The 22,441-nt window shown below is 59.1% G+C and carries 16 protein-coding genes; 13 read left to right on the forward strand and 3 right to left on the reverse strand.

Features of this window, described 5'->3' with window-relative positions:
• Nucleotides 1-50: 50 nt before the first annotated feature.
• The 9 genes from ICY20_RS18910 to ICY20_RS18950 all read left to right on the forward strand — a co-directional run bounded on the left by ICY20_RS18910 (nucleotide 51) and on the right by ICY20_RS18950 (nucleotide 12,453).
• Nucleotides 51-938: a LysR substrate-binding domain-containing protein gene (locus ICY20_RS18910; RefSeq protein WP_194938327.1), complete on the forward strand. Its 888-nt coding sequence runs from the start codon at nucleotides 51-53 to the stop codon at nucleotides 936-938.
• Between the two features lie 150 nt (nucleotides 939-1,088).
• Complete coding sequence (gene acnA, locus ICY20_RS18915; RefSeq protein ID WP_194938328.1) at nucleotides 1,089-3,767, forward strand: aconitate hydratase AcnA; 2,679 nt, start codon at nucleotides 1,089-1,091, stop codon at nucleotides 3,765-3,767.
• Nucleotides 3,768-3,848: 81 nt separating this feature from the next.
• On the forward strand, nucleotides 3,849-4,901 hold the full coding sequence (locus ICY20_RS18920; RefSeq protein WP_194938329.1) for a lactonase family protein: 1,053 nt from the start codon (nucleotides 3,849-3,851) through the stop codon (nucleotides 4,899-4,901).
• A 61-nt stretch (nucleotides 4,902-4,962) separates the two neighbouring features.
• Nucleotides 4,963-6,279: an MFS transporter gene (locus ICY20_RS18925; RefSeq protein ID WP_194938330.1), complete on the forward strand. Its 1,317-nt coding sequence runs from the start codon at nucleotides 4,963-4,965 to the stop codon at nucleotides 6,277-6,279.
• Nucleotides 6,280-6,388: 109 nt separating this feature from the next.
• A complete protein-coding gene (locus tag ICY20_RS18930; RefSeq protein WP_159956950.1) occupies nucleotides 6,389-7,642 on the forward strand; it encodes an OprD family porin in 1,254 nt (417 codons plus the stop codon).
• A 26-nt stretch (nucleotides 7,643-7,668) separates the two neighbouring features.
• Nucleotides 7,669-8,394 (forward strand): transporter substrate-binding domain-containing protein, encoded by a 726-nt coding sequence (locus ICY20_RS18935; protein ID WP_194938331.1) that lies wholly within the window; start codon nucleotides 7,669-7,671, stop codon nucleotides 8,392-8,394.
• A 77-nt stretch (nucleotides 8,395-8,471) separates the two neighbouring features.
• The gene (locus ICY20_RS18940) at nucleotides 8,472-10,115 is read left to right on the forward strand and encodes an acetolactate synthase large subunit (RefSeq protein ID WP_194938332.1); all 1,644 of its coding nucleotides are present in this window, start codon (nucleotides 8,472-8,474) and stop codon (nucleotides 10,113-10,115) included.
• A 198-nt stretch (nucleotides 10,116-10,313) separates the two neighbouring features.
• Nucleotides 10,314-11,057 (forward strand): acetoacetyl-CoA reductase, encoded by a 744-nt coding sequence (phbB, locus tag ICY20_RS18945; protein ID WP_194938333.1) that lies wholly within the window; start codon nucleotides 10,314-10,316, stop codon nucleotides 11,055-11,057.
• 55 nt (nucleotides 11,058-11,112) lie between these two features.
• Nucleotides 11,113-12,453 (forward strand): CitMHS family transporter, encoded by a 1,341-nt coding sequence (locus ICY20_RS18950; RefSeq protein WP_194938334.1) that lies wholly within the window; start codon nucleotides 11,113-11,115, stop codon nucleotides 12,451-12,453.
• Between the two features lie 211 nt (nucleotides 12,454-12,664).
• Here the strand turns inward: ICY20_RS18950 and ICY20_RS18955 are convergent, their stop codons facing one another.
• Nucleotides 12,665-13,933, reverse strand: coding sequence for a tyrosine-type recombinase/integrase (locus tag ICY20_RS18955; RefSeq protein ID WP_194938335.1), 1,269 nt, complete (start codon nucleotides 13,931-13,933; stop codon nucleotides 12,665-12,667).
• A 152-nt stretch (nucleotides 13,934-14,085) separates the two neighbouring features.
• Complete coding sequence (locus ICY20_RS18960; protein WP_159956938.1) at nucleotides 14,086-15,000, reverse strand: LysR substrate-binding domain-containing protein; 915 nt, start codon at nucleotides 14,998-15,000, stop codon at nucleotides 14,086-14,088.
• A gap of 247 nt (nucleotides 15,001-15,247) precedes the next feature.
• On the opposite strand from ICY20_RS18960, the gene ICY20_RS18965 reads away from it, so the two are divergent.
• The 4 genes from ICY20_RS18965 to pgm all read left to right on the forward strand — a co-directional run bounded on the left by ICY20_RS18965 (nucleotide 15,248) and on the right by pgm (nucleotide 21,551).
• Nucleotides 15,248-16,270: a zinc-dependent alcohol dehydrogenase family protein gene (locus tag ICY20_RS18965; protein WP_159956936.1), complete on the forward strand. Its 1,023-nt coding sequence runs from the start codon at nucleotides 15,248-15,250 to the stop codon at nucleotides 16,268-16,270.
• A 705-nt stretch (nucleotides 16,271-16,975) separates the two neighbouring features.
• The gene (locus tag ICY20_RS18970) at nucleotides 16,976-18,400 is read left to right on the forward strand and encodes a hypothetical protein (protein WP_228758483.1); all 1,425 of its coding nucleotides are present in this window, start codon (nucleotides 16,976-16,978) and stop codon (nucleotides 18,398-18,400) included.
• The gene (locus tag ICY20_RS18975; protein ID WP_159956934.1) at nucleotides 18,397-19,803 is read left to right on the forward strand and encodes an aminotransferase-like domain-containing protein; all 1,407 of its coding nucleotides are present in this window, start codon (nucleotides 18,397-18,399) and stop codon (nucleotides 19,801-19,803) included. Before ICY20_RS18970 ends, ICY20_RS18975 begins: the two co-directional genes overlap by 4 nt.
• Nucleotides 19,804-19,907: 104 nt before the next feature.
• Nucleotides 19,908-21,551 carry a phosphoglucomutase (alpha-D-glucose-1,6-bisphosphate-dependent) gene (pgm, locus tag ICY20_RS18980; protein WP_194938336.1) on the forward strand — a complete coding sequence of 548 codons (1,644 nt, stop codon included), beginning with the start codon at nucleotides 19,908-19,910 and terminating at the stop codon, nucleotides 21,549-21,551.
• Nucleotides 21,552-21,679: 128 nt separating this feature from the next.
• On the opposite strand, the gene ICY20_RS18985 is transcribed toward pgm, so the two are convergent.
• Nucleotides 21,680-22,375, reverse strand: a complete 696-nt coding sequence (locus ICY20_RS18985; RefSeq protein ID WP_159956930.1) for a pirin family protein — start codon at nucleotides 22,373-22,375, stop codon at nucleotides 21,680-21,682.
• Nucleotides 22,376-22,441 lie beyond the last annotated feature (66 nt).

Below are 22,441 nucleotides of genomic sequence, written 5' to 3' on the forward strand. Positions count from 1 at the left end.
TCTGTTCCCAGAGCGACCCACCCCAAACGCTGCCATGTCAGGACTTTCTCGTGCGCTATGACCTCACCAGCCTGGACCTTTTCATCACCGTCGCCCAAGAGCGCAACCTCACGCGTGCCGGCCGCATCAAGCATGTAGCGGTCTCCGCGATCAGCAAGCGCATCACTGAGCTGGAGGCGCAGGTGGGCTCGCCGCTGCTGCTGCGCAATGCGCGCGGGGTCGAGCTGACGCCGGCGGGGCAGTCACTGTTGTTTTATGCCCGCCAGGTCAAGCAGACCATGGCGCAACTCGACACTGAGCTCAGCGGATACGCCAGCGGGGTCAAGGGGCATATCCGTATTCACGCGATTACGTCCGCGCTGTCGCAGTTCCTGCCGCAAGACGTCGCCGGATTTGCCGAGCTGTACCCGCAAATCAAGTTTGATATCGAGGAACGGGTGGGCTCGGCGGTGATTCGGGCCGTGGCGGATGGGCGTGCCGACCTTGGGATCATTGCGGCACAAACGCCCTCGGAGGGGCTGGAAACCATCACCTATCGGCACGATGAGTTGACCTTGGTGGTGCCTGCCGGGCACGTGCTGGCGGCGCGCAAGGGCATTAAGTTCAAGGAGGTGCTGGAGCACGAATTCGTCGGGCCGCACCTGGAAAGCTCGATGCACACGCTGCTCACCAGCGAAGCGAGCAAACTGGGCATGGCCCTTAAGCTGCGTATCCGGATCAGCAGTTTTGACTGTATGTGCCGCATGGTCTCGGCCGGTTTGGGCATTGCGGTGCTGCCGCGCAGCGTGATCAATCAATATGTGCGTAGCCACAAGCTCAAGATGGTGACGCTGGATGAGCCATGGGCCCAGCGCACCTTGTTGCTCGCGTTGCGTAAATACGAGGCCGCATCGCCCACCCTCAAGACTTTTATCGACCACCTCAAGATGCCGGATTGAACGCCTGCCCAGCGTTCTCGTTCGGAGAACGCTGCTGTGGTAATTGACCAATTTTCATCCCGCCAGACTGCTCTTAGTATCCGCTCATCCACCCCGTCGGCCGCCTGGGCCACGTCGGGTGAACACTATAAGAAAGCGAGCGATATAAGCATGACCGAGACTGCCTGCGACCTCTTCAGCCCCCTCGTGGTCAACGATGACGCCTTCACCATCGTCGACCTGAGCAAGCTGCTCAGCCACGACCAGTTGGCCAAGCTGCCGTACTCCATCCGCATCCTGCTGGAAAACGTTGCGCGTTGCTCGCCGCACGCCTTGGCGTCGGTACTGGCACGCGCCATCGGCCAGGGCCCGAATTGCGAAGTGCCGTTCCAGCCCAACCGCTTGATGTTCCACGACACCACGTGCCTGCCGGCATTGGCCGACTTTGCGGGCATGCGCGATGTGGTGGCCGAGCTGGGCGGTGACCCCCAGGCGATGAACCCGCTGATCCCGGCCGTGCTGACCATCGACCATTCGGTGATTGTTGAGCGTTATGCCGAAGCCGATGCGGTAGAGCAGAACCTGGACATCGATTTTCGCCGCAACAGCGAACGTTATCGCTTTATCAAATGGGCGCAGAAAAGCCTGGATAACTTCGGTGTGATCCCACCGGGTACCGGCATCATTCACCAGATGAACATGGAAGCGCTGGCCCAGGTGGTCTGGGAAAGTCGCGGTGAAAACGGCGAGCGTCTGTTGCATCCGGATGACATGGTCGCCACCGACAGCCATACACCGATGATCAATGCCATTGGTGTTCTCGGCTGGGGCGTCGGCGGGTTGGAAGGGCAGGCGGCCATGGTGGGCGAACCGGTGCCAATCAGCTTTCCCAAAGTCATCGGCATTCGGGTTACCAATACCCTGCGACCTGGCGTGACCGCTACTGATCTGTCGCTGCATGTGGCTGAAATTCTGCGCAAGCGCTCGGTGGTCGGTAAGTTTGTCGAGTTTACCGGCCCAGGATTGTCCAGCCTGAGCTGGGCGGCCCGTGGCACGGTGTCGAACATGGCGCCGGAGTACGGTGCGACGGTGGTGTTCTTCCCGTTCGACAACGAAACCCTCGCTTACCTGGAGCTCAGCGGTCGTCCCGCGAAGTTGCGCGAGCAGGTCATTGCTTACATGAGCGCTCAGCCTTTGTGGCGTCGCGATGAACTGGCCGAGCCCGCGTTTGACGAGTTGATCGAGCTGGATCTGGCAAGTATCGAGCCGAGCGTGGCCGGGCCCCATCAGCCGCACCAGCGGCAGGCCTTGTCCCACGCAGCCGCGTCGTTCCGCAATGAAGTGCTGGGTGGCGGCAAGCTGATCAACGCCCCTCAGGATCAAAGTTTCTACGAGCCGTCCTTCGGCCAGCCCATCACTCACGGTGCCGTGGTGATGTCGGCGATCACCAGTTGCACCAACACCGCCAACCCGGCGCAAATGATCCAGGCCGGATTGGTAGCGCGCAAAGCGCGTGCCCTTGGCCTGCAACGCAAGCCCTGGGTGAAGACGTCGCTGTCGCCGGGCTCGCAAGTGGTGGCGGACTACCTGGCTGAAGCCAAGCTGCTGGAGGATTTCTCGGCCTTGGGTTTTGATCTGGCGGGTTTCGGCTGCATGACCTGCATCGGTAACTCCGGCAGTCTGGAAGAGCATGTCGAAGCGTTTGCGGACCAGGGCCTTAAGGGTGTGGTTGTGCTGTCGGGCAACCGTAACTTTGAAGGTCGGGTCAACCCCAAGGTGCCCGCAGGTTACCTCGCGTCCCCGGCGCTGTGTGTGGCCTACGCCATCGCCGGCACCATCGATATCGACCTGACCACGCAGCCATTGGGCGAGGATGCTTCGGGCCAGCCGGTCTACCTGCACGACCTGATGCCTTCCGACGCGGAAATTGCGGCGCAGGTGGCCCTGGTGGTCAAGCCGGAATTCTTCCAGCAGCGGCTGGCCACGGTGTGGGACGGTACCCACCATTGGCAGGCGCTCTCGGCAGAGGGCAGTGTGCAATTCCCGTGGAGCCCGCAGTCGACCTACCTGCGTCGCCCGCAGTACCTGGCCGATATCCAGGCCGAGCCGAAGGCGTCGTTGGCCATCAGCGACGCCCGTGTACTGATGGTGCTGGGCGACAACATCACCACTGACCATATCTCGCCAGCGGGCGCGATTCCGGCCAATAGCTTGGCCGGCCAGTGGTTGCTGGAGCGTGGCGAAGACCCACAGGACCTGAACCAGTATTCCACCCGTCGCAGCAACCACGAAGTCATGCTGCGCGGCGCCTTTACCAACAAAACCGTGCAAAACCGCCTGCTCGGCGCGCAGCAGCCAGGCCTCGGTGCCTGGGCCTGGAACGCCGACCACAGCGAGTGCCTGCCGCTGTACGAGGCCGCCAAAAGCTACGCGGCGCAGCACACGCCGATGGTGGTGTTTGCGGGCATCAACTACGGCGCCGGCTCCAGCCGTGACTGGGCCGCCAAGGCGCAGGCGTTGCTCGGGGTCAAGGCGGTGGTCGCGCAAAGCATTGAGCGCATCCATCGCAGCAACCTGATTGGCATGGGCGTGTTGCCTCTGGTGTTCCAGCCGGGGCAGAGCGTTGACGACTTGCTGCTCGATGGCTCGGAACAGTTCGACTTCCTCGGTCTGGATGCACTGGAGGTCGGGGAGAACGCCATCACTCTGGTGATTCGCCGCACCGACGGGCGCCGTGATGAAGTCGCGGTCATTGCCCGCGTCGATTCCCAGCAGGAAGTGCGCTACCTGACCAATGGCGGTGTCCTGCCGTTCGTGATTCGCAAGGTCGTCGCCCGCACCCGGCGCTGATGCTGCACCGGCCTCACCCTGTGGGGCCGGGCTTGACCGACACGGTCTTCAACCCTTTCTGCAAGCGGGAGAACTACCCCTATGTTCGCGTATGTTGGATCGCGCACAACCCGGGAACGCAATGCCCGAGGTGATGGCATCACGGTTTATCGGCTGGACCAGCAAGCCGGCACGCTGGAACAGGTGCAAGTGCTGGGTGATTTGGTCAACCCGTCCTACCTGATCCTCAATCGTGCAGGCGACCGCCTGTACAGCGTGCACGGTGATCGCAGCGAAGTCAGCGCCTTCAGCGTCGACACGCTCAGCGGTAAGCTGACATTGCTCAATCGCCAGAGCTGCGAGGGCAACAACCCCGTGCACCTGGCGCTGGACCCGAGCGAGCGCTTTTTGGTGGTGTCCAACCACATCAGCAGCAGCCTGGCGGTACTCAACGTTGGCGTAGACGGCAGCCTGGGGAGCGTCAATCAACTGCTCACGCTCGAAGGGCCGTTAGGCCCGCACCGTGTCGAGCAGCCGTTTGCCAAGCCGCATTTCAACCCGTTTGATGCGTCCGGCCAGTTTGTGCTGGTGCCGGACAAAGGCCTGGACCGCGTGTTCAGCTACCGGTTTGCCGACGGCCTGTTGCAGCCCGCCGAGCAACCCTTTGTGGCGACCCGTGAAGGGGCCGGCCCGCGCCATATCGTGATGCACCCCAAGGCCGCGTTTGCCTATGTGATCAACGAACTGGACTCCAGTGTTACCACTTACCGTTTTGATCCAAACAGCGGCGCATTGCAGCCGCTTCAGGTGCTGCCGTCGCTACCGGCGAGCTTCACCGGCAACAGCCGCGCCTCGGCGATTGATATCGACCGCAGCGGGCGTTTTCTTTACGCCTCCAACCGGGGTTACGACAGCATTGCGGTGTACGCCATCGACCGGAGCAGCGGTTTGCTCAGCCAGGTGGAGTGTGTGACCAGCGCAGGCAAGACGCCGCGTTTCTTCACCCTGACGCCCAACCAACGGTTCCTGTTTGCGCTCAATGAGGACAGCGACAGCCTGGTGTCCTTCGCGGTTGACCCGCACAGCGGTGCCCTGACCAAAACCGGCTTCTCGGCTTCGACCGGCAGCCCGGTGTGCATGATTTTTTCTGCCTGATTAGCGACACAACGATAACAATGATAGGGACGGGCCAAGGTTCGTCCCAGATGAGGTGCCTATGAACAATAACAAGACTGTCGATGAACAGGCGATTGTCCGCAAGATTACCTTGCGCATCATCCCGTTCATGTTCCTGCTGTACATCGTGTCATACCTGGATCGCGCCAACATCGGCTATGCCGCGCTGGAGATGAACAAGGAGCTGGCCCTGACCAGTGAAGCCTTCGGCTTTATTTCCGGGATCTTCTTTATCGGCTATTTCCTGTTTGAAGTGCCGAGCAACGTGATGCTCAACAAGTTCGGTGCTCGGGTGTGGATTGCCCGCATCCTGGTGACCTGGGGTTTTATTGCCGCCGCCACGGCCTTTGCCCAGTCGGCCGAGCAGTTGTATGTGCTGCGCTTCTTCCTGGGCGTGGCCGAAGCGGGCTTCTTTCCGGGCGTGATTGTCTACCTGACCTACTGGTTCCGCGCACGGGAACTGGCAACCACGGTGGCGCTGTTCACCGCGGCGATTCCGGTCAGCTACATCATCGGCGCTCCGCTTTCGACCTGGATCATGGACAACATCAAGTGGTTCGATTGGAGCGGCTGGCGCTGGATGCTGTTCCTGGAAGGCGTGCCAGCGGTGTTCCTGGGCATCGCGTGCTTTTTCTTCCTGACCGACAAGCCGGAACAAGCCAAATGGCTGACTCAGCAGGAGAAAGACTGGCTGCTCGCTGAGCTTGAGCGCGATCGTCAGAGCCGCAAGAACGTCAAGCGCCTGAGCGTGTTCAAGACCATGGTCAACAAGAAGGTGTTGTACCTCTCGTTCATTTACTTCGTGTACCAGTGCGGCAGCCTCGGTGTTGGTTACTGGATGCCGCAGATCATCAGGGGCTTCTCCAGCAACCTGACCCATACCCAGATCGGCCTGATCGCCATGCTGCCGTATATCGTTGCGACCATTGCGATGATTATCTGGTCGCGCAGTTCCGACCGTCGCAACGAGCGCAAGCTGCATTCGGCCATTCCGCTGGCAATTGCCGCGCTGGGCCTGGTGGGCGCCGGCATGCTGGCCAGTCCGGTGGCGTCGATGCTGATGATCTGTGTGGCGCTGTCTGGCCTGTACAGCTTTAAATCGCCTTTCTGGGCACTGCCGACCTTGTTCCTGGACCGTGCCACCGCCGCTGTTTCGATTGCGGTGATCAACTCCATCGGCAACCTGGGTGGTTTTGTCGGCCCGTCATTGATTGGCGTGGTCAAGGGCAACAGCCAGAGCGCCGCGACCGGCCTGATCTTCCTCAGTGCGCTGTTGCTCATCGCGTTTGTGATGACCGTACTGATGCGGGTCACCAACCAGGAACCGGACCAGCCGGTGACTGCTTCCGCACATTGATTCGAGGGGCCGTCCTGCGGCCTTTCCCACCCCCCCCCTGTAGGAACTGTATTTTCCCGGCCCATGCTCGGGCCGGGCAGTCGCATGCCCATAAAAAAGGAACCGCCAGATGCACAACAATAAAAATATGCTGCGTACCCTGATCACTTTGTCGCCCTGCATGATCGCTGGCACTGCCAACGCCGAGGGATTTGTCGAGGACAGCAAGCTCAACCTGCAGACGTCCAACTACTACTTCAACCGTGATTTTCGCGACGGTACTGCTCAGTCCAAACGTGAAGAGTGGGCCCAGGGCTTCCTCCTCGATTTTCGTTCCGGCTACACCCCCGGCACTGTCGGCTTTGGCCTGGATGCAGTGGGCATGCTCGGCATCAAGCTCGATTCCAGCCCGGACCGTGCAGGCTCCGGTTTGCTGCCGGTGCATGACGACGGGCGCGCGGCCGATACGTTCAGTCGCTTGGGCCTGACGGCCAAGGTCAAGGTGTCTGACAGCGTACTCAAGTACGGTACGTTGATTCCCAAGCTGCCGACTTTACAGGCCAACACCGGGCGCATCCTGCCGCAAACCTTTGAAGGTGGCTTGCTGACCAGCAACGAAATCGACGGGCTGACCCTGACCGGCGCACGCTTCAATCGCATGACCGATCGCGATTCCAGCAATGCCCAGCCGATCACCCTGAACAACAAGAACCGTCGATTCAAGGGCGTGGTGGAGGGTGATGATTACTGGGTGGGCGGCGCCGACTACGCCGTGAGTAAGACGCTTAGCCTGAGCTATCAGTACGCGCAATTGCAGGACGTCTACCGGCAGAACTTCTTCGGCATCAACCACGTCTGGAGTGTCGGCCCGGGCAAGCTCAAAAGTGACCTGCGCTACATGCTCAGTGATGACGCCGGTAATGCCCGGGGTGGTGCTATCGACAGCGGGGCCTTGAGCGGCATGTTCACCTACAGCCTGGGTGGCCACGCGCTCGGCCTGGGCCTGCAAAAGATGAACGGCGATACTTCGATGCCGTTTATCAATGGCACCGACCCGTACCTGACCAACTACATCCAGATCAACGACTTCGCCGAGCCCGGTGAGCGCTCTGTGCAGGTGCGGTACGACTACAACTTTGCCGCTATCGGCATCAATGGCTTGACCTTCATGACCCGCTACGTCAAGGGTGATCGTGCCAACGCCGCCACCCTCGCCGCCGAAGGGCGCGAGTGGGAGCGCAACACCGATATCGGTTATGTGTTCCAGTCCGGAGCGCTGAAAGATGTGGGTATTCGCTGGCGCAACGCGGCCTACAGGTCCAACTTTGCCCGGGGTGCGGATGAAAACCGCTTGATCATTTCCTACACGCTGCCGATCTGGTAAGCCCCCAACCTTTAATGGAGTGACCGATGACGACTGACTTGCCTGCCGTACTCGCAGACCTCGCGCCGGATGGCGTGCTGCACGCGGCGATCAACTTTGGTAACCCGGTACTGGCCCAGCAAGGGCCGGACGGAAGCCCGCAAGGGGTGTCTGTGGCCTTGGCCAAAGCCCTGGCCGAAGAGCTTGGCGTGCCGTTGCAGATGCGCACCTTTGATGCGGCAGGCAAGGTGTTTGCGGCACTGGAGGAGGGCGTTTGGACTATCGCATTTCTGGCGATCGAGCCGGTGCGTGAGGCGCAGATCGCCTTTAGCGAGCCGTACGTGATCATCGAGGGCACCTACCTGGTCGAGCGTGATTCGCCTTATCAGGCGGTCAGCGATCTCGATCAGGCCGGCTTGCAACTGGCGGTGGGCAAAGGCGCGGCCTATGACCTGTTCCTCACCCGCAGCTTGAGCCATGCGCAATTGGAACGTGCCGATACCTCGGCCGGGGCGGTTGACCTGTTTATTGAACGCGATCTTGATGCTGCGGCCGGCGTACGCCAGCCGTTGCAGAAGGTCGCCGATGCAGACCCGCGCTATCGGGTGTTGCCCGATGCCTTTACCGCCATTCGCCAGGCGATGGCGGTGCCGCGTGGGCGCGACGCAGGAGCGGCGTATGTGCGTGGGTTTGTCGAGCGCAAGAAAGCCGAAGGTTTTATTCATACCGCACTGGCGCAGAGCGGCCAGGCGGATGTGACTGTTGCACCGTAATAAACAAGGAGGTCGGCTCACGACCTCCGGAATTGAACGTCAAGGGCACTAACGCCCTCCGTGCTTGAGGAAATGAAATGGCCAAGGCCGCCGATGTGGTTGTGCAATGCCTGGAAAATGAAGGTGTCGAGTATGTGTTCGGCATTCCTGGTGAGGAAAACCTCGATTTGCTGGAGTCTCTGCGCAAGTCGAAGATCCAGTTGATCCTGACGCGCCATGAGCAATCGGCGGGGTTTATGGCGGCGACCTACGGTCGCCTGACCGGCAAGACCGGCGTCAGCCTGTCGACCCTGGGGCCTGGTGCGACCAATCTGGTGACCGCCAGCGCCTATGCCTACTTGGGCGGCATGCCGATGCTGATGATCACCGGCCAGAAGCCGATCAAAAAATCCAAGCAAGGCCGTTTCCAGATCATTGATGTGTGCGGAATGATGGCGCCCATCACCAAGTACACCCATCAGTTCGCCTCGGCCGACAACATCCCAGCGCGTATGCGTGAAGCGTTCCGCCTGGCGGAAGAAGAGAAGCCGGGCGCGGTGCACCTGGAGTTGCCGGAAGATATCGCCGCCGAGCAGACCGACAGCCTGCCGATCCCGCCGAGCCTGCATCGGCGTCCGCTGGCGGAACACAAGGCCGTTGAGGCCGCCGTCGAGAAGCTGAAAACCGCACGCAGCCCGATCCTGGTGATCGGCGCCGGCGCCAACCGCAAGATGACGGCCAAGGTGCTCAAGCAACTGATCGACCACACCGGTATCCCGTTTATCACCACCCAGATGGGTAAGGGCGTGGTCGACGAGCGTCACCCGCGCTTCCTTGGCAACGCTGCGTTGTCGTCGGGTGACTTTGTGCACCGTGCGGTTGAGGCCGCGGACCTGATTATCAACATTGGCCACGACGTGATCGAAAAACCGCCGTTCTTTATGGTGCGGGGCGGTACCGAAGTGATTCATATCAACTTCCGCTCTGCCGAAGTCGATGCGGTGTACTTCCCGCAGATTGAGGTGATCGGTGATATCGCCAATGCCGTGTGGCAGATCGGCGAAGCGTTGGTTGGCACTGACCATTGGGACTTTACGCGTCTGCTGGCGATCCGCGAAGCCAATGAGGCGCAGATTGTGGAAGGCGCCGACGACGCGCGGTTCCCGGTGTACCCGCAGCGCCTGGTTGCCGATATCCGCCGTGCGTTGCCGTCCGAAGGCATCGTTGCCCTGGACAATGGCATCTACAAAATCTGGTTCGCCCGCAACTACAAGGCCCATAAGCCCAATACCGTGCTGCTCGACAACGCCCTGGCCACCATGGGCGCCGGCCTGCCGTCGGCGATGGCGGCGCACCTGGTGCACCCGGATCGCCCAGTGGTCGCGGTGTGCGGGGACGGTGGTTTCATGATGAACAGTCAGGAACTGGAAACCGCGGTGCGCCTGGGGATGCACATTACGGTGGTGATCCTGCGTGACGACGGCTACGGCATGATCCGCTGGAAGCAGGCCAACATGGGCTTCACCGATTACGGCCTGGATTACGGCAACCCGGACTTCGTCAAATATGCCCAGGCCTATGGCGCCCAGGGTCACCGCGTAGAAAGCGCCGAAGGCTTCTTACCGTTGCTGGAACACTGCATCAGCACGCCCGGTGTGCACGTGATCGACTGCCCGGTGGATTACAGCGAGAACGACCGCATTCTCAACAGCGAATTACGGGAGCGCGCGTTGGCGGTTTAATGCGTGTGCAAACATGTCGTAACAAAGTAGCGCTCGACTATTTTGTCAGATGTGCAGCGTTCTCTTAACAAGAACGCTGCTTTGCTTAATCACCAATTTTCATTTGCGCCTGCTCTTTCTAGGATGAGTTCAGGCGCATGTGTGTGCGTTTAATTAATTCATTTCAACGACCCCATAAAAATTATAAAGGTGTGCGTAATGTCCAAGAAGATTGCGTTTGTGACCGGCGGCATGGGTGGTATTGGTACTGCTATCTGTCAGCGCCTGGCAAAAGACGGGTTTATTGTGGTGGCCGGCTGTGGGCCGGACTCGCCCATACGCACGCAATGGTTACAACAGCAGAAACAGGCCGGGTTTGAATTTGTTGCCTCTGAGGGCAATGTCACCGATTGGGAATCCACTGTTAAAGCCTTTGAGAAAGTGCGTAAAGATGTGGGCCCAGTTGATGTATTGGTGAATAACGCCGGTACAGCTTGCAATGTGTTGTTCCGCGATATGGTGCCCGCCGATTGGCAGACCGTCATTGATACCAACCTCAACTCCCTGTTCAACGTCACCAAGCAAGTCATTGACGATATGACTTCGCGCGGATGGGGCAGGGTGATCAATATCTCCTCGGTTAACGCTCAACTGGGGCACGTTGGTCAGGTTAACTATGCCACCGCCAAGTCGTCGATTCGTGGCTTTACCCGGGCACTGGCACGTGAAGTGGCGGCGCGTGGTGTCACCGTGAACACCGTATCGCCTGGCTATATCAGTACCGCACGCTTGAAGGCGATTACCGAAACCGAACGCATGGACAAGGTTATCCAGGACATCCCGGTAAAACGCCTGGGCACCCCGGAAGAAGTCGCGGCCATGTGTGCCTGGCTGGCCTCGGAAGAGTCTTCATTCGCCACGGGCGCAGACTTCGCCATCAACGGTGGCCTGCACATGAGCTGATTCCACAGCTGATGCCTGCAACTTCTTTATAAAAACAATAACGCTGGAGATACCAATGCTGTCCATTCTTGGCTACGGCATGATCATCACATTTATGTCGTTGATCATGACCAAGCGACTAGCGCCATTAGTCGCCATGACTACCATTCCGATCATATTCGCCATCTTGGGCGGTTTTAGCGGTGATATGGGCCTGATGATGATCGAGGGGCTGCGTAAAGTTGCGCCTACGGCGGTCATGGTGATGTTCGCTATTTTGTATTTCGGCATGATGTTTGATACCGGGCTGTTTGACCCTATTATCAAAACCTTCCTCAAGTTAATTAAAGGCGACCCCGCTAAGGCCGTATTGTTTGCCACATTACTGGCGGGGATGGTCTCGCTGGACGGTGATGGTTCTACCACTTACATGATTACCATCACGGCCATGTTGCCGTTATTCAAACGTTTGAACATCAACCCGTTGATATTACCCTGTGTGGTTATTCTGGCGGCAAGTGTGACCAACTTGCTGCCTTGGGGCGGGCCGTTGGCGCGTGCCGCCGCCTCGCTGCAAGTGGAAACCACCGAGCTGTTCCTGCCGCTGATCCCGGCAATGATCATCAGTTTTCTCAGCGTGCTGGGGCTGGCCTTCTACCTCGGCCTGCAAGAGCGCAAGCGTTTGGGCACCCTGACCCTACCTGGCAACTTAGGTCGCCACGTGAGTGCAACGGATGATGACTTCAGCGATTTGCTCACCCTAAGTGACGAAAACGCCGAGCTGCGCCGCCCGAAGATGTTCTGGCTCAACGCCGTCCTCACCATCACCCTGATGGGCTGCCTGGTGGTGGAATTGTTGCCGCTGCCGATTCTGTTCATGTTGGCGTTCTCGGTCGCACTGGTCATTAACTACCCAGGCATCGACGACCAACGTCGCCGCATTGCTGCCCATGCGCCGACCGCACTTAACCAGATTGCGATTTTCCTCGCGGCGGGCATTTTCGCCGGGATCCTGTCGGGGACTGGAATGGTCAAGGCCATGTCGGAAACTCTGCTCTGGGCCTTGCCAGAAAGCTGGGGTGCGTACCTGGCGCCGATCACCGCGATCATCAGCATTCCTGGCACCTTCTTTATGTCCAACGATGCGTTCTACTACGGCGTATTGCCGGTACTGGCACACGCTGCCGAGGCCTACGGCATCACCGCCGCCGAGATCGGCCGCGCCTCAATGGTCGGTCAGCCGGTGCATTTGCTCAGCCCGCTGGTTGCATCGACGTACCTGCTGGCGGGGCTGGCGGGGGTGGAGTTCAGTGATCATCAGAAGTACACCTTCAAATGGTCGCTGTTGTTGTGCCTGGTCATCATGGCGGCGTCAATGGCGTTTGGTTTGTATCCTTGGTATTCCTCAGCGGCTTGAAGCATTTCTTTAGAGTCCAGGGCACTGCAAGAGCATCTCGGCATCGCGCGATCGATGCCTGGATCATAGGCTTGTTGTGCCCCGGACACAGACTGCAATCTCATCTATTGACGCGGTTGCTTTAAATAAAAGCACGCGTTTTCAGATAGGTAGACTAGTAAGAGAAGACCCGTTTCCCCTCGACGTCTCCTTGATTGTCTTCGCTATACCGCTAGCTTTCCTTATCATGCGTCGCGCTCCTCCTCAAGAGGTCCAGGTAGTTCGCCCACTGTTGGGCGGCCTCCCGGCGCTGCGCCAATAGTTGTGCACGCGCATACACCGCGCCAAGCGCCCCAGGCATTCGGTGGGACAACGACAGTTCGAGCACAATAGGATCGATACCCAAGTGCTCGTGGGCAATGGTTCGGTAGGTAGCGCGAAAACCGTGAGCGGTGATGGCATATTCTGGCCAGATATGCTGAAAGGACTTGAGCATGGAGGTCGGGTTAATGGGGCGACCAGGATAGATAGGGGAGCCGAACACCCAGCCTTTGCCTTCTTCATCCACCACGCGGGTTCTACTTAGTTCGCGCAATAGGACCAAGGCTTGTTCGGGCAACGGTACGATGTGTTTGCTCTTGTCCAGGTGTTGGGTCTTGCTCACCACGTATCGCCAATCCGCCCCAATCAGATCGACATCTTCCCAGCGCATCTGGGCGAGTTCGCCGGGGCGCACGGGTAACATCACCAGCAGACGCATTGCGGTCGCAACGCTGCCGTCGTTGCAGTCATCCAAGCGCAGAAGAAGCCGGCCCAGGTCAGCCGGCCTTTCGATCGCCGGGTTGCTGGTGACGATGTGGCGGATCTTCAATTCCTCGATGTTGCTGAGCGCCACGTTACGCTCCACCCAGCCGCGCCCTTCGGCGAAACCCAGCACGGCACGGATGAGGGTGCGCACGCGCCGGGCCATGGCCATGGTGCGCTGACGACGCAGCTCGGTGATGATCGCGGTGATGTGCTCCAGCTTGATCTGGCTGACCGGCTGCTTGCCAATGGCAGGCAAGATGTGGTTTTTCAGCGCTCCGCGAAACCCTGCGATGGATTTGGTCACCAGATCGGCGGACTTGAATGCCAGCCATTGCTCGGCGACGTAAGCGAAGGTGCGCTCTTCGTTGACCAGCTGTGCTTCGATCTTGGCGGTCTTGGCCTTGAGGGGGGCGGTGTGGTTGGCCACGTCACGGCGTGCACCGCGGGCAATATCGCGCGCCTCTTTCAGTCCGATGTCGGGATAGGCACCGATCGAGAAACGGTTCTCCTTGCCGTGCAGCCGATATTTCAACCGCCAGAACTTAGAAGGGTTTTTTCCAGCCTTGCTCGACGGCCTCACCTCCAAATAGAGGCCAGGTACTTCGCCGTCGGCGTGCTTGCCCGGTTCAGTCAGCGTGCGGATGAAGGCGTCGCTGAGTTTTCGTTTGAAAACGACTGCATTTTCTGAGGGCATCGGTGGGGGCATCCTTTTTAAGGAACCGAAATTTGCCCCCAATTATGCCCCCACCTGCCTCGGAACTCAGTGGATTCAGATAAACGGCAGTGGACCTACCAAGGCTATAACCCGTTGTTATAAATGGTTTTTTGGAACTCAGTGGAATTCAGTTACAAACTCTCGGGGTCCCCGAAAAACATCTGAATCCGCGACCGCAACCACCGCTCCCCCGGATCATTGTCCTGAGACCCACGCCAAGCCATATGCAACTCAAACGAACGTACCGGCATGGGTGGCTCTTCGGCGCGCAAGCCGCCGGCTGCCGTCAATGCCTCGGCGGCATAGTCCGGCACGATGGCAACGATATCGGTGCCTGCCAGCAAGGTTCCCAGGCCATTGAACTGCGGCACAGCCAACACCACATGCCGCTTGCGGTCGAGTTTCTCCAGTTCTTCGTCGATAAATCCGCTCAAGTCCCCGGCAAACGATACCAGCGCGTGGGGGCGGGCGCAGAAGTCGTCCAGGCTCAGGGCGCCGGGTACGCTGTCGGCGCGCAGCACTTTCGGTACGCTGCGGCGCAGCAGTTTGCGCTTGGCGTTGGCCGGCAAGTCGGCGGTGTAGCTGACGCCGATGGAGATTTCGCCGGAGGCCAGCAAGCTTGGCATCAGGATGTAATTGACGCGGCGCACCACCAGCACAATGCCGGGCGCTTCGGCACGCAGGCGTTTGAGCAGTTGGGGCAGCAGGGCGAATTCGACATCATCGGACAGGCCGATACGGAACACGGCGGTGCTGGTGGCCGGGTCAAACTCGGCGGCGCGGCTGACGGCGGTGGAAATCGAGTCCAGGGCCGGGGAGAGCAGGGCAAAGATCTCTACGGCGCGCGCCGAAGGCTCCATGCTGCGACCGGTGCGCACAAACAACGGGTCGTCAAACAGGCCGCGCAGGCGTGACAATGCTGCACTGATCGCCGGCTGGCCAAGGAACAATTTCTCGGCGGCGCGGGTCACACTGCGCTCATGCATCAAGGTTTCGAATACGATCAAGAGGTTAAGGTCGACACGACGCAGGTCGTTACGGTTCATCTTGTGTCCTGGAAGAGTCAGCGAACTTGACGAGAGCAGCCACTTAGCAACAATGACCGGCATGAATCTTACGGGGAAAGGCTGTTACTCTGCACAGGTAAATTGATTTTTCCTACGATACTTGAGGTCTGTTCCTCAGATGCGGAATCAATGGCAGGCATGTTGACTATTAATGGCGACCGATGGCCTTAGCCGCAAAGCCCAGATAGAGTTCATGGCATTAGAGGTTACTTTGACGAGGTTTGCGATGTCCCGCACGATCCGTTTTCACAAGTTTGGTCCGGCCGAGGTGCTCAAGTGCGAAGAGCATGCAGCCGCGTTGCCCGCACCGGGCGAAGTGCAGGTGCGTGTCGAGGCGATTGGCATCAGTTGGTACGACATTTTGTGGCGTCAAAACCTGGCGTCGTCCCATGCACGCTTGCCGTCGGGCCTTGGCCATGAAATGGCGGGGGTTGTAGTTGCAGTAGGCGACGGCGTGGATGATTTGGCAGTGGGCGATAAAGTGGCCAGTTTTCCGGCCGAGAGCCCGAACGATTACCCGGTGTATGGCGAACAGATCGTCTTGCCCCGCTCGGCCCTGACCCGTTACCCGGACGTCTTGAGCCCGATTCAAGCCAGCGTGCACTACACGCCGCTGCTGATTGCCTACTTTGCATACGTGGACCTGGCTCGGGTAAAACCCGGGCAGTTTGCCCTGGTGACCGACGCCAGCCACTGTGCCGGCCCGTCGTTTGTGCAACTGGGTAAAGCCCTGGGTGTGCGAGTCATTGCCGCGACCAAAGACAGTGCCGAGCGTGAGTACCTGCTCTCCCTGGGCGCAGAAAAGGTCATCGTCACCGAAGAACAGGACCTGTTGATGCAAATCAACAAGTTCACCGAAAACCGTGGCGTCGATGTAGTGTTCGATGGCTTGGGCGGCCCGCAGATGTCGTTGCTCGGTGATGTGCTGGCGCCCCGTGGCAGTCTGGTGCTGTACGGTCTGCAGGGCGGCAACCAGACTCCGTTCCCAGCGTGTGCGGCGTTCCAGAAGAATATTCAGTTCTTTGTACACTGTATTGGCAACTTCACCGGTAAACCGGAGCTGGGCATTATCCAGGACCAGGTCGCCTTGCAGCGGGCGCTGCGAGACATCAACCAGCTGACGGCTGACGGTGTGTTGGCACCGCTGAAAACGACGGTCTTCCCATTCAGCCAATTCGTGGAAGCCCATCGTTACATGGATGAATGCCCGTGCCGTGAGCGCGTAGCGTTGAAGGTTGAAGCTGTTTAGCGCGTAGGAATATTCTCAAACGAGTATTCCTTGCCGCTGGCGCATGGGGCAAATGCGCCATTTGACAGGGCTGAACTCTCCTGACTCGCCCGCTGCCTGGCTGGCACCTTCCCCCCTTGAATCCTGACGTTTGTGCTGACGCCGCCCTGAATTCCAGTGCGGCGTCTTTGTATGTGCAGGTTTTGTGCACTGGCCGTTATTCATCTGCACTGGTTTTCGGTCCGGTTCTGTGTCTATTAATCATTGTTCCAGCGCTGATAATTGCGCCTTCACTTTCATCTCAAGGACTGAGCAATGATTGACTCTCTGACACTGCAGTTACGAGTGCTTGGAACTAATCTGGGGCGTTTATGTAGGGCCCGGGAAATAGGTGTGCCGATAAAAAGCGTCAATCCAATAAATTGGAAAGTTGATTGATCTATGTGTCAGACGCTTCTTTGAATAGTTGGATAAGAGTGCGTAAGAGAATGTCGGAAAAGTCCTAGGGGGCGTGATGCGGGGCTGCTGCGCCTTGTAGATACGCCGGTTTGTGCGCCCTGTGACTTGATCGTGAGCCGAACTTCTACGTGCCGTTTTGTTGTGCGGTGCTAGTGTTCTAGTTGTCGGCGCACACGCCGATACGCACATTTCTTACACGCGTGATAGGTCGGGCAACTCCTGTTGGCAGTTGCTCGAAACTGATATTTCAACTCAGGTAGTAGAACGATGAGCACTATTCACGAACAGGCTATGAATTATGTTTACCAGCAAGTTCTGCAACGTTTGATCGGTCACTTTAATCGTGAAGAGCGAACGGCACTTCAATTGTTGATCCAGCGAATTGTGGTGGCGGCGGGAGGTATGGAACAAGTTGGGGACTACAAAGTGCTGGTGGCCCATGGCGGGGGAGAGGTCAGCAGCTACACGCTGGCACTGATACGTGCTGCGCAACTGACGATTGCTGGTCGAGCCCCGCGCACCTTTCACTTGCGGGTTGCGACGCTGCGGTACGCGGGTATGGCCGAAGGCAGGCTCGACGACCTCAATCAAGCGTATGGCCGCTTGTTTCTCCACGACGACCCAAGGGTTGAGCTACTGATGGTGGAAAACCAGGAAGTGCTGCCCTTTAACCACCTGCGGCCAACCTCCAACGTCGGTCGGGAAATAAGTCAGCGAAATAGGTTGATGGTCGGTCATCTGAGTTCCGGCGACTGCCGCGCGACCCTATGCAGTGATGTGTACCTGGCGCTTGGCGATTTCTACCAGAGGGTCACTACTTACAGCGGGGGCGTTCATTTACTTGTCAGCGGTGACTCCCCGCGTAAACAGAGCCAGTTGCTTGCCTGGCTGAAAAAAGCGGCGCAAGGCGCCGGGGTCGTCACTGCCAAGGGCTGGCCTTCGTCACTCACAGGGTTGTTTGCTCGCATGGACGAGTGGAGCGTCGGCTGTTACCGAGACATATACGGTGAACACTACGTGCCGAACGATAACCCCAGCAGGGCCAGCCATCGCCACTTGGCCTATATCGGAATTGCCGATCTGCTGGACGCCATTGATCTACCGGCATCCACCTTGCTTGCCGAGTTCATGGCGTATACACCCGACCCTTTGGGCTTTCACTTCAGCCATCCGTCTTACTCCAACCCCTTGCTGATGGCCCACCTGCGTGGCCTGCAGGCCCAATGTCTGCGTGACCTGGATTATGCAGAGGGCGTGCAGGATTTCATCCTGCAGGCTGCCCCGTATCTGCGCCGTCTGAATATGCCTGAGGAGTTGCTTGTGCAGGGCATGAGCCGCGAGGGGCGGGTTTCTTCCAGCGCCTACGCGCAGCAGTTCTTTGGTTTGGATGAAACCCAATTGACCTGTCTGCTGTTCTCGCCGTTTATCCATCATGGCGAGCGGCTGGAAGGTTTTTTGCGCCAATGCCACCCGGGCATGCTGGTGGCCCTCCCCGAATTGCACAAGGTATTGCAGGGCCAGTCGAGCGCCGAGATGCTGCAACAGTGGGCCACCGACACCAGCGGCTTGCCGATGAGCTTGTTACAGCACCTCTACCGTAAGCGTCCGCTGGTCAGCATGGGCAGGAAGGTGCCCGGTGCAGACCCTTTGGTGCAAGGCAGTGTGCACGCCTGTCAATTGTCCGAGCGATGACACTGCGCGCAGAGCGGCAGGCAGATTTCGCCTATCAGGCGGTCTACCGCTACATGATCAACCTGATTAACGAAGTCAGCACGGATGCCCGAGTAAAGCTGCCATCCCTGCGGCAACTGTCGGGGCGCCTGAATGTGTCGATCTCGACGATCCAGTACGCCTATTCATTGTTGGAGAAGGAGGGCAGGGTCTATTCGGTCGCCAAGTCGGGCTATTACGCCTGGCCCCTCTCGGCAAGCACGCAGGCTTGGGCCACCGGTGACTTGCTTGACCGGGTCTATGCGGCGGCACGGCGCCCCGACATGTTGGTGCTCAGCGGTGATGAGCCTGCGCTTCTGGCTTCGCTGGACGGCACACTGCTGCGCCTGGAGCGGGAACTGGTGCGCCAGTACCCGCATCAGTTACAACCGTGGTCACAACCTTGTGGTGTCTGGGAATTGCGCGCAGCGCTGGCGGCCCGTTATACATCGTCTCCCACGCGCTGCTGGCACGCCGATGACGTTTATTTGGGGGCCGACCTGCGCGGTGTTCTGGACATCCTCGTCGAAGTCTTCGGCTTAAAAGGGACTACAGTGATTGTGGAATCTCCCTGCGATTGGCTGATACTGCGCCTGCTCGAGAGCGCGGGGGTACGCATCATCGAATTGCCCTGGACGCCGGAAGGGCGCCTGGACCTGGCGACTTTTGACCGTCTGATGAGCGCTGAGCCGATACACATGGTGCTGCTGTCATCTACGGTCAGCCAGCCATCAGGGGGCGCCTTGTCAGCTCACGAGCGCGTGGCCGTCGCGCAAATGCTGGATCAACACGGTTGCTGGCTATTGGAAAACGACACCTTTGGCGAACTGGCTGTTAAAGAACCGCAGACCGCGCTGCGCGAATTGGTAAACCCTGATCGGTTGGTGGTTTTTTCCTCATTTGAGAAAGTATTGGGCTCGGAAGCACCTTTCGGTTATTTGCTCTCTCGGCGCATGAGCAGTGAATTGCAGCGCCAGTTTCTGCTGCGTGCCTTTCGTTTGTCGTCAATCCGCCAACGTGCAATTGCCCGCCTTTATCAAAGCGGGCGAATCGACCAGCACCTGCGTGCACTGCGCCTGCACCTGCGCCAGCAAACCGAGGAAATGAGCCAGCGCCTGAGCCAGCACCTGGGAGATCGAGTGGCCTATCGTGCACCCACTGCAGGAGCGGCGTTTTGGCTGCGCTCCACACGGGCGGTGGACATGCGCCAGGTATTTCAGCGGATGCTTGCCCAGCAGGTGGTGATTGCACCGGGGGAGTTGTTCAGCGTCAGTGGCCTTCACCAGCAGCACTTGCGCTTGAGCCACACGTCTGAGGGGCAACCGAACCTGGATGTTGCCTTGGCTGCCCTTAGCGAAGCGCTTCGCCAGGCTCAGATCGCTTAGCGAGTGAAATTTCTCTTTCTGACGTAGGATCTATAACGTCGCGCAGCAGTCGAACTCTCAGTAAACTGCCATTTTTTCCGATTCCTTCTTTCCGAGGTTCATGCATGACAATCAGTCCTTTTGCGGGCAAGCCGGCGCCAGCCCAGTTGCTGGTGGATATCCCGCGACTGGTCACGGCCTACTACACTGGCCAGCCTGATGCAGCGATCTCCACCCAGCGTGTAGCTTTTGGTACTTCTGGCCACCGTGGCAGCTCATTCGAGCTGAGCTTTAACGAATGGCACGTACTCGCCATCAGCCAAGCGATTTGCCTGTACCGCGAAGCCCAAGGCATCAATGGCCCGCTGTTTGTTGGCCTGGACACTCACGCGTTGTCCACGCCAGCCGGTGCCAGCGCCCTGGAAGTACTGGCCGCCAACGGTGTGCACGTCATGCTGGCCGAAGGCGATGAATACACGCCGACCCCGGCAATTTCCCACGCCATCATTTGCTACAACCGTGGCCGCACCACGGGCCTGGCCGACGGTATCGTTATTACCCCGTCCCACAACCCGCCACAAAGCGGCGGCTACAAGTACAACCCACCCAATGGCGGCCCGGCCGATACCCACGTCACCAAGTGGATCGAAGCCAAGGCCAATGAACTGCTGGCCAACAAACTGGCCGGGGTTAAACGCATCACACACGCCCAGGCGCTCAAGGCCGACACCACCCGCCGCCATGACTACCTCAACAGCTATGTGGCCGACCTGGTCAATGTGATCGACATGGACGCCATCCGCAGCGCCGACCTGCGTCTTGGCGTAGACCCGCTGGGCGGAGCAGGGGTGCGCTACTGGTCGGCGATTGCCGAGCATTACCGCCTGAACCTGGACGTGGTGAACACCGAAGTCGATTCGACCTTCCGCTTCATGAGTGTCGACTGGGACGGTCAGATCCGCATGGACCCATCGTCCAGCTATGCGATGCAAGGTTTGATCGGCCTCAAGGACCGTTTCGACGTGGCTTTCGCGTGCGACCCAGACCACGACCGCCACGGCATCGTGACGCCCTCCGGTGGCCTGCTTGCACCGAACAACTACTTGGCGGTGTCCATCGATTACCTGTTCCAAAACCGCCCCGAGTGGCGCGCCGATGCAGCCGTGGGCAAGACCGTGGTCAGCAGCGGCTTGATCGATCGGGTGGCCGCACGTATCGGCCGTCGCTTGTACGAAGTGCCGGTAGGTTTTAAATGGTTCGCCGACGGCCTGTTCGAAGGCTCGTTGGGCTTTGGCGGTGAAGAAAGCGCCGGTGCTTCGTTTCTGCGTAAGGACGGTACCGTGTGGAGCACCGACAAGGACGGCCTGATTCCTGCGCTCTTGGCGGCAGAAATGACCTCACGCAAAGGCCAGGACCCGAGCCAGATCTACCGTGGCCTGACCGACGCCTTGGGTGAGCCGTTTGCCATTCGTGTCGACGCCAAGGCCACGCCCGCGCAGAAAGCACTGCTGGGCAAGCTGTCGCCTGAGCAGGTGACGTCCACCCAACTGGCGGGGGAAAGCATCCAGCAGATTCTCAGCCACGCGCCGGGCAATAACCAGGCAATTGGCGGCTTGAAAGTCATGACCGAAAACGGTTGGTTCGCTGCGCGACCTTCGGGTACCGAGGACATCTACAAGATCTACGCCGAGAGCTTTATCGGTGAAGATCACCTCAAGCAGTTGGTGGAAGAGGCGCAAGTCCTGGTAGACGGCGCAATTTCCCAGTAATCGCGCAAAGCAAATGTGGGAGGGTGCTTGCTCCCGATAGCGGTAGATCAGTCGATATCTCTGTTGACTGACCCGCCGCTATCGGGAGCAAGCCCCCTCCCACATTGTGATCGTGGCAAAGAGAAAAATCAGGCCAGGTCGACGAGGACGATCTCACTGTCCTCTACCGCCACCACCCGTAACAATTGCTCGTCCTCTACCGCCACACCGTCCCGAGCGTGTGCGCGCAAGCCATTGATCTCAATCACCCCGGTCGCTGGCACCAAATAGGCACGACGCCCGCTATCGAGTCGATACTCGGCACTTTCTCCCGCCTTCAACGTTGCCGCCACCAAGCGTGCATCGGCGCGAATGCGCAGGCTTTCATTATCACCGGCCTTGCCACTGGCCAAGGTCACAAACCCGTCACGACCTTCTTTGGGAAACGGTTTGGCCCCCCACGACGGTGGCAGCCCGCCTTCATTTGGAATAATCCAGATCTGAAAGATCTTGGTCGGCGTGGCCTCCAGGTTGTATTCGCTGTGCGCGATCCCGGTGCCGGCGCTCATCACCTGCACATCGCCGGCCTCGGTGCGACCTTTGTTGCCCAGGTTGTCGGCATGGCTGATAGCGCCTTCACGCACATAGGTGATGATTTCCATGTCACGGTGCGGGTGCTGAGGGAAGCCAGTGCCGGGCGCGATGATGTCGTCGTTCCACACCCGCAGGTTGCCCCAATGCATACGCTGTGGGTCATGGTATTCGGCAAATGAAAAATGGTGATGGGCGTCAAGCCAGCCATGATGGGCGCCGCCCAGCGTGTTGAAAGGTCGAAGTTCAAGCATGATCGTCTCCTGTGGATGGCGCCTATGATCCGGCAGCACATCATCGATAAAAAGCGTAAAAAATGC

It is taken from the genome of Pseudomonas pisciculturae, assembly GCF_015461805.1.
Lineage (GTDB): Bacteria > Pseudomonadota > Gammaproteobacteria > Pseudomonadales > Pseudomonadaceae > Aquipseudomonas > Aquipseudomonas pisciculturae.